The following is an 8169-nucleotide window of genomic DNA, read 5'->3' on the forward strand; positions in this document are numbered from 1 at the left end:
CCCGTACACCTCGGTCATCCTGATACACCGCATCGACCTTGTTGGGGCCGCTTCGCAGCCCAGCGCGGGGCGAGCCCGCTCACTACAAGGTGTTCCAGCAGAATTGGGCGTTGATCGTGTAGTGAGCGGGCTTGCCCCGCGCTGGGTGGCGCAGCCGCCCCAACCCATACACCTCGGTCATCCTGATATACCGCAGTGGCCTTGTTGGGGCCGCTTCGCAGCCCAGCGCGGGGCAAGCCCGCTCACTACAAGGTGGGGTTGAAGGGGGAGAACTCGCTGAACCGCCAGCGCAATGCCAGGGCGGCCGGGCGGTGTACGGCGTGCTCTACGGTAAGCGTCCATAGCCGCTGTGCACCCTCGAATTCGGCCACTTGCGGGCCGTTGAGGATCAGCGAGGTGCGCCCGGCAATCTGCAGCACGTCGCCCGAGTCGAAGTCGATAAACAGTAGTCCTGCCACCGGGTTTTCCATCAGGTTGCCCAGGGTGTTGAAGAACAGGTTACCGGCGAAGTCGGGAATGGTCAGCACATTGCCCTCCACCCGCACAAAACCGGTATTGCCGCCACGATGGGAAACGTCTACCGAGCGCTCGCCCTCGGTGTTCACATAACTTGCGACGAAGAAGGTGTCGGCGTTGCGAATCATCCCCCGCGCCGCTTCATCCAGGCTGTTACTGCGCTCGGCCAGCGTGCCAGGTTGGCGGGCAATCGACTCCACCGGACGCAACTGGATGTACTTGGGGCAGTTGCCGAACGACTGCATCACGTCCACCGAAAAGCCCTCGTGATCAAGCCCCTCGATCCGGCCATTCATGCGATTACGGCGACGGGTATTGAGGTCGATGCCGAGCAAGCCTATCGCGGCACCTTGATGAAAGGCCGCACGGGCTGGGTCGCTCATCGACGGCAAGCTATCGACTTGCAAGGTCTGGGGATCGGGCGAATGGGCAAACCCCGGCGCGCCTTCCACCATCGTCGCCCACGGGATGCCCTGGTCGTCCACTACGCCGAGAACCAGGTAAGGCAACAAGGGATAAAAATCCCGATGCTGCTCGGGCAGGTGGTCACGAATGACCTTGGGCCCGATCACCGCCATGCGCTCGGCCACGCCGACGGCTTCTTGAAGTTGCCGTTCGCCGGCATGCCAGGGGGATTGTTCAATCGGGTTCATGGCGCGCACCTCCGTTGGGATGGCTCAATGCTGCGCCCCATCAGCCCGCGAGAGAATAGCCACGCCAGGCAATCCACTATTACGCCAAATGAAATGCCGGATGTTCGCGTAACGCCGCGACGCAATGGTCGACAAAACTACGCACGCGCATGGACGCATTGCGGCCTTCGCGATACACCACGTGAACCGGCAGCGGCGGCAGTTCAAACAGTGGCAGCACTCGACCTAACCGCCCGCTCTGCAAGTGCGCGTGTACCGGATAACTGAGGCAGCGAATCACCCCCGCGCCCTGCAAGGCGGAATTGATCGCGCCTTGCACCGTGGTGCAACCCAGGCGGGCGCGGGCCTTGAGCAAGTAGCCGTGGAAATCCCACGACACCTGGTCAGTACCGGCAATCAGGTGATGCTGTTTGAGGTCACTGGGGTGTGCGGGCTCACCGTGGGTGGCAAGGTAATCGGGACTGGCGCACAGCACATAGCGCACCTGCCCCACCGCCCGTGCAATCAGCGATGAGCTGGGCAGCTCTCCCACCAGCACCGCCACGTCAAAGCCTTCTTCATGCAGGTTCGGGTAGTAGTCGTGGTAGTGCGTTGCGAGGTGCACCTCGGGATAACGGTCCAGGTAATCGGCCAAGACCGGCGCCATCACATAGCGGCTGAACAGCAACGGCAAAAACACCCGCAGGTTGCCCTGAGCCTGCACATGCAAGCCCTTGGCCGAGGCTTCGGCGGCGTCCACCGCCAGCAACAGGCGCATGCAATCGGCCAGGTAGGCGCTGCCTGCCGCCGTCAAGCTGACCCCTTGGGTGCTGCGCTCCAGCAACGCGACCCGCAGGCGCGTCTCCAACCGCGCCACCGCACGTATCAGCGTCACCGTCGACACCTGGGCATGGCGCGCCGCCGACGCCAGGCTCGGTTGCCCGGCCAGCGCGGTGAACAACTGCATATCGTGATAACGCTCCATCAGGTGCGCCGTTTCATGGCCGGGTTCAGCGCAGCATCCTGACCCAGGCGGTGGATGAGGAAGTCCACGAAGGTATTGACCTTGGCCGGCACACGGGCGCTTTTCTGGTGCACCACCTGGATCGGCAGCGGTGGGGGCTCGAATGCTTCCAGCACAATCTCCAATTCCCCCGCCGCGACCGCCGCTGCAACCTGATAGGACAACACCCGCGTCATGCCCCAGCCCTCGCGTGCGAGGTTGATGGCGGCATTATTTGCAGTGACCACCAAGCGTGGCTCGATGGGCACCGTCAGCGGCCGGCCATTTTCGACGAACGTCCACTCGCTGACCAATTGGCTGGATGACGACGTGGCGATCCTGGCCTCACGCAATTGCGAGGGATGCTGGGGCCGCCCGTACTCGGCGAGATAAGCGGGCGATGCACACACCACCCGACGCACTTCCCCCACCTTGATCGCCTGTTGCCCCGGCTCATGCAGATGGCCGATGCGCACGGCTACATCCACGCCTTCGTCGGTCATGTTCACCACACGGTCGACCAACAAGGCATTGATATTCACCAGGGGGAACCGATCCAGGTAGTCCCCCAGCACCGGCGTCACATACAACTCGCCAAACAGCACGGGCGCGGTCACCGTGAGATGACCGCCGGGGATGGAGTAGCTGCCCGCCGCCGCTTCTTCGGCCTCCTCCAGTTCGGCGAGAATGCGCCGGCAGTCTGCCAGATAACGCTGGCCGGCCTCGGTCAGGTGCAGGCTGCGGGTGGTACGCGCCAGCAGTTGGGTGCCGATGCGTTCTTCCATGGCGGCGATGGCCCGGGTCACACTGGGCGGCGAAGTGCCCAGGCGGCGGGCGGCGGCGGCGAAGCCCTCCTCCTCGGCCACCGCGAGGAACACCTGCATTTCATGAAATCGATCCATCCGTTCTCCTTCAAAGGCCTGCGAGGGAACTTGCTCGCGCTTTTTTGGGACTGCTGCGCAGTCCAGCGGGAGCAAGCTCCCTCGCCACAGGTTGCTCACTTCAAATCTTTTGCAAACCCGCCGCCGTGCGCGGCATGCCGACAAACCCCGGCAGCGCCTCGATATTGGCCAGCCAGGCGCGCACTTGAGGGTAGTCGGCCAGCGACACATTGCCTTCCGGCGCGTGGGCCACGTAGGTGTAGAGCGCGATATCGGCGATGGTCGGCGTGTCGCCCACCAGGAAACGGCTTGCGTTCAGTTGCGCTTCAATCAATGCGAGCAAGGCATGGGAGCGGCTGATGGCGGACACGGTGTCCACTTCGGCCCCAAACACCACGGCCAAACGCGCCGCGCCGGGCCCGGTATGCAGTTGCCCGGCCGCCGCCGACAGCCAGCGCTGCACGCGAGCCTGCCCGACTGGGTCGGCGGGCAGCCATTGGCCTTTGCCGTATTGACGGGCGAGGTACACCAGGATCGCATTGGAATCAGCCAGCACCACGCCATTGTCATCAATCGCCGGCACCTGGCCAAAACTGTTGATGTCTGCCAGGTAACCAGGGGCCTTGTGGGCGCCCTGCTTAAGGTCCACCAGGATAAATTCCGTCGGCAGGCCGAGCAGGGACAGCATCAGCTCAACCCGATGGGAGTGGCCGGACAACGGGAAACCATAGAGTTTGATCGCAGACTGGGACATGAAAGGCTCCAAAGGTGGGTGATCGACACGAAGCATGGTCTACCCCTGCCCTGATCGTTGGAATCACCAGCGATTACAATCCAGCATTTCACCTGATGAAACAATCACCCCGCACTAGCCAGGCGTCAGATACACCCCCTGGTGTTCCAGTATGCGAATCCGACGGTAATCCGCGGCGATCACCGAAGGGTCGGCGTGCACCAGGTACACCGTGCCCGGCTGGCTGAAGACATCCTGGGTCACGCCGATCTGTTGGCCGGTCTCGACGTAAAACACCACATCGAAAAACGACTCCAACTTGAGCAACTCGCTCACGAACAGTTCTTTGTCAAAACAGCCGGGCACGCGATTGATCAGGCAGACGTTGTAAGTGTGTTGCAAGAGTCGATAGTCGAACGGTTTGGCCAGCAATTGCGCGAACATCTCGGGTGCGGTGATGGACAACACCACCGCATCGATCTGCCCCAGGCCGGTGGTCTGCCGGGACACACCAGGACGCAGGATGCCATCGGTGCGCGCGGCGATTTCCACCAGTTTCGGGCCCTCCTCGGTGAACATCACCTCGGCATGACTGGGCCCGTTGCGAATCCCCAGGCACCGCACCACCGCACGGGTGTATTCCACCAGCACCGAGTACACCGCCGACTCGGCGCTGATCAGTTCATCAATGTCATACAGGATGCCGCCGTTCTTGGTGCGCTGCTTCTGGTAGCGCACCACCTCGGTGACCAGCGGCTCGCCGTTCAGCGAGACCATATTCACCACATACTCCAGCCCCGCCAGATACTCCTGGATCAGCACTTGGGTATTGGGAATGTTCAGCTTATTGGTGGTGCCCAGCAGGTTCTCTACCGCCACTTCGCAATCGTGCCAGTCATCGCAGATAAACACCCCGTCGGCACCGGCACTCTCCAACGGTTTGATCACCACCGGAAACCGCCCGTGATGCCGGATCCACCCCTGGGCCAGCTCCCAGGTACCGGCGATGAACTGACGCGCCGCCGGCAGTTGCCCATGGGTGATGCACTGGATCATGTCGTACTTGTTGCGCCGGGCCTGGCTCTTGTCGAACTCATTGCAGTACGGCAACTGCAAGCGCTCGTTCAACGCATCGGCCAGCAACACCCCGGTTTCGGCCCCGGCAATAATGAACTGCGGCGCGAACCGCTCGACACTGGCCAGGGTCGTCGCCGGATCAACGTTGACGATCATCTGGTCGTACAGGCCGTAGTCAAAGCCGTTGTAGTAATAACTGTCCAGGTTCACCGAAGAGGCCACATGCATCAGCACACAACCTTGTTCGCTCAAGCCTTTTGCGACGAATTTACCGGATGAAAAACCGTCGACGATGACGACTCGGATCATGGCATTTCCCTCTTCATTGCATACAACGCTCGCCCCAGCAGCAAACACACGATGACGCTGACCGCCGCGACGCTGGCGCCTGCAAACCCAACCCGAGCGTCCAGGTATTGCAGCAACAAGACGAAGACCGGAAGGGTCAGCAACACCAGGGAGACATGGATCGGCGTCAGGCAGTAGATGGTTTTCTGGATCAGGTAAATAGGCAGCAGATGCCCGATCACGACGAGTATCGTCATAGGCAGAATCAACTCACGGCCCAACGAAAAACCCGTGCCGGAGGCAGCAATGGCAATGACGCAGGTGGCGATCATTGCAACATTCCTGACCGCGAGAATTTCGTAGATGGACCATTGGCGGGCGAACATTTCCTTCGAAAAAATCGTGTACATCACCGTGCCGAGTGCGCACACGACCACCGCGACAATGCCCAACACGCGTTGCTCCGTCGTGGTGCTGGCGATCCCGCTGTCACCGGTGAAAGAGTTGAACAACATGATCCCCACCGAGACCAGCACCAGGCAGGAGACCAGTACATCGGCGAAGACAGCTTTGGCACTGCGTTTGTTGAAGAGGGAAATCACCAGCGTGAGCGCCGGACCGCAGGCGACCGAAGCGACCCCGACGACTGCGGGTTCCAGATAACGCAGGGCGTAGAACAGGCCGCCCCAGTTAAGCAGCACTGAGGCATTGATGATGACGACGAGCTTCCAATCGGCCTTGAGCCGGGAGCGTAGGGAGGCTGGATTGAAATACAGTGAAAACGCCAGAAACAGCCCCGCCGAAGCGGCAAAGCAGTAGAACAGCACCAGCAGGGTACTGAGGGTTTGCGTGACAAATGCCACGTAGACATCGAACGCGGCGCTTAGCAGGCAGAACAACAATCCAATTAAAACGCCCTGCTTGACCACGTCGGCACACCCGCTTTGTTGTAAGTCCCGCAACCTAACAAAACAGGTGTGATTTAAATACTGACCGAACGGCTAGGTAGGTCGAGCGCCTACCGCTCTTGCAACCGCTCCCGCAAAAACCGATGCCCCACCGAAAACAACCGCCGATACGTCAACAACACCGCCCCCACCGTGCCCAGCGCCGACGATGCGGCAATCAGGAACATGATCACGATTTGATAACGCACCGCGTCCACCGGGCTCTCTCCCGCCAGTACCTGGCCGGTCATCATGCCCGGCAGGCTGACGATGCCGACCACGGTCATCTGGTTGAGCGTGGGGATCATGCCCGCGCGCACGGCTTGGCGGATGGCGTCCTGGGCGGCTTCCCAGCGGGTGCCGCCGAGGGCCAGGATCATCTCGATGGTGTTGCGGCCCGAGGTGAGTTCCTGGGTCATGCGTTCTATCCCCAGCGACACGCCGGTGAGGGTGTTGCCGAGGATCATCCCGAGGATCGGGATCGCGTACTGCGGCTCGTACCAGGGGTGGATGCGGATCACCGCAAACAGCCCCACCGCCGTCACCAGCCACGAGCTGCCCCACACCGAGAGGATGCTGTCGACACGCTGCCCCTGGTAGGTTCGCCGCCCGCGCCCGGCCGCCGAGATGCCGGCGATCAGGGTCATGGCGCACATCAGCGGCAGCACCACGTACCAGTAGGCAAACTCAAACACCCAGCCCAGCAGGTAACCGATGGCGAGCAGTTGCACCACTGTGCGCACCGCTGCCCACAGCAATTGGCGACCGAGGCCGAGGCGCAGTAGCAATGAGAGCGCGCCGTTGATCAGGATCAGCGACGCGGCGATGCCCATGTCCAGGGCCGTGAGGTTCTGATAGTTCATGGCTGGGTCGCTCCGCTCAACACACCGGCGTTCATATGCAGGTGGATGCGACTCATGCGCTGGGCCTGGTCGAGGTCGTGGGAGACCCAGATGCAGGCGCGGGCGTTGTCACCGGCAAACCAGGCATCGATCAGCGCTTCTACTTCCCGTGATGAGGTGGGGTCGAGGGCGGCGGTGGGCTCGTCCAGCAGCAGTACTTCGGGGTTCAGTTGCAGGGTGCGGATCAGCGAGACCACCTGGGATTCGCCGCCCGACAGATCCGCCGCGTTCTTCGCAAGGAAGTCGGGGGCCTTGCCGGCGTGGCCGAGCAGAGTGGTGACGGCCTTCAGGTCAAAGCTGCGTTTGCGCGAGGTTTTCAGGCTGAAGGGAAAACGCAGGTTGTCTTCCACCGTGCCCTCGATCAACGCCGGGCGCTGGGACAGGTAGCTGATATGGCAGCGGTAATGGGGGATCTCGGCGTTGCTGATCGGCTGGCCGTTCCACAGGATTTGCCCGGAGGTGGGCGCATCGAGCAGGGCCAGGGCGCGCAGGAACACACTTTTGCCGGAGCCGGAGGCGCCGGTGATGGAAATGCGGTCGCTGGGGTTGAGGATGAAATCGGTGGGTTGGAGCAACAGCACCTGGCGGCGCTCGTCCTGGCGCGTGAGGGCGCGGGTTTCGATCAGTGCGCTCATGGACGCGGGGTTCCTGCTAATACGGGAAGGCCCAATGGTGCCGCATGGAGTGTACCGGGTCAAAATGTGGGAGGGCTTGCTCGCGAAAGCGGTGAATCAGCTTGCAGATGTATCGGCTGACACACCGCAATCGGGGGCAAGCCCCCTCCCACAAGGGATTAGCGGTGTGGCTGGTTTCTGAGCCTGGCACAAAGCCAAATGTGGGAGCTGGCTTGCCTGCGATGGCGGTGGGTCAGCTTGCGGATGTGTCGGCTGACACTCAGTCATCGGGGGCAAGCCCCCTCCCACAGGGGATTGGCGGTGTGACTGTTTCTTGAGCCTGGCACGAAGCCAAATGTGGGAGCTGGCTTGCCTGCGATGGGGGTGGGTCAGCTTGCGGATGTGTCGGCTGACACTCAGTCATCGGGGGCAAGCCCCCTCCCACAGGGGATTGGCGGTGTGACTGTTTCTTGAGCCTGGCACAAGCACAAATGTGGGAGCTGGCTTGCCTGCGATGGCGGTGGGTCAGCTTGCGGATGTGTCGGCTGACACTCAGTCATCGGGGGCAAGCCCCCT

At 61.9% G+C, this 8169-nt stretch carries 8 protein-coding genes; all 8 read right to left on the reverse strand.

Going from position 1 to position 8169, the window contains the following annotated elements; translation table 11 throughout:
* Positions 1 to 245: 245 nt before the first annotated feature.
* Positions 246 to 1169, reverse strand: a complete 924-nt coding sequence (locus tag DYL61_RS30740; RefSeq protein WP_135311513.1) for a pyridoxamine 5'-phosphate oxidase family protein — start codon at positions 1167 to 1169, stop codon at positions 246 to 248.
* 79 nt (positions 1170 to 1248) lie between these two features.
* Positions 1249 to 2133, reverse strand: coding sequence for a LysR family transcriptional regulator (locus DYL61_RS30745; protein WP_135311514.1), 885 nt, complete (start codon positions 2131 to 2133; stop codon positions 1249 to 1251).
* Positions 2133 to 3053: a LysR family transcriptional regulator gene (locus DYL61_RS30750; protein WP_135311515.1), complete on the reverse strand. Its 921-nt coding sequence runs from the start codon at positions 3051 to 3053 to the stop codon at positions 2133 to 2135. Before DYL61_RS30750 ends, DYL61_RS30745 begins: the two co-directional genes overlap by 1 nt.
* Before the next feature lie 100 nt (positions 3054 to 3153).
* Complete coding sequence (locus DYL61_RS30755; protein ID WP_135311516.1) at positions 3154 to 3786, reverse strand: glutathione S-transferase family protein; 633 nt, start codon at positions 3784 to 3786, stop codon at positions 3154 to 3156.
* A gap of 114 nt (positions 3787 to 3900) precedes the next feature.
* A complete protein-coding gene (locus DYL61_RS30760; RefSeq protein WP_135311517.1) occupies positions 3901 to 5151 on the reverse strand; it encodes an ATP-grasp domain-containing protein in 1251 nt (416 codons plus the stop codon).
* Positions 5148 to 6059, reverse strand: coding sequence for a DMT family transporter (locus DYL61_RS30765; RefSeq protein ID WP_135311518.1), 912 nt, complete (start codon positions 6057 to 6059; stop codon positions 5148 to 5150). The genes DYL61_RS30760 and DYL61_RS30765 overlap by 4 nt, the downstream gene beginning before the upstream one ends.
* 89 nt (positions 6060 to 6148) lie before the next feature.
* The gene (locus tag DYL61_RS30770) at positions 6149 to 6940 is read right to left on the reverse strand and encodes an ABC transporter permease (RefSeq protein ID WP_105698230.1); all 792 of its coding nucleotides are present in this window, start codon (positions 6938 to 6940) and stop codon (positions 6149 to 6151) included.
* Entirely contained in the window at positions 6937 to 7614 is a 678-nt protein-coding gene (locus tag DYL61_RS30775) for an ABC transporter ATP-binding protein (RefSeq protein WP_135311519.1), read from the reverse strand. The genes DYL61_RS30770 and DYL61_RS30775 overlap by 4 nt, the downstream gene beginning before the upstream one ends.
* Between the last annotated feature and the right edge of the window lie 555 nt (positions 7615 to 8169).

The organism is Pseudomonas nabeulensis, assembly GCF_004682045.1.
Taxonomy (GTDB): Bacteria; Pseudomonadota; Gammaproteobacteria; order Pseudomonadales; family Pseudomonadaceae; genus Aquipseudomonas; species Aquipseudomonas nabeulensis.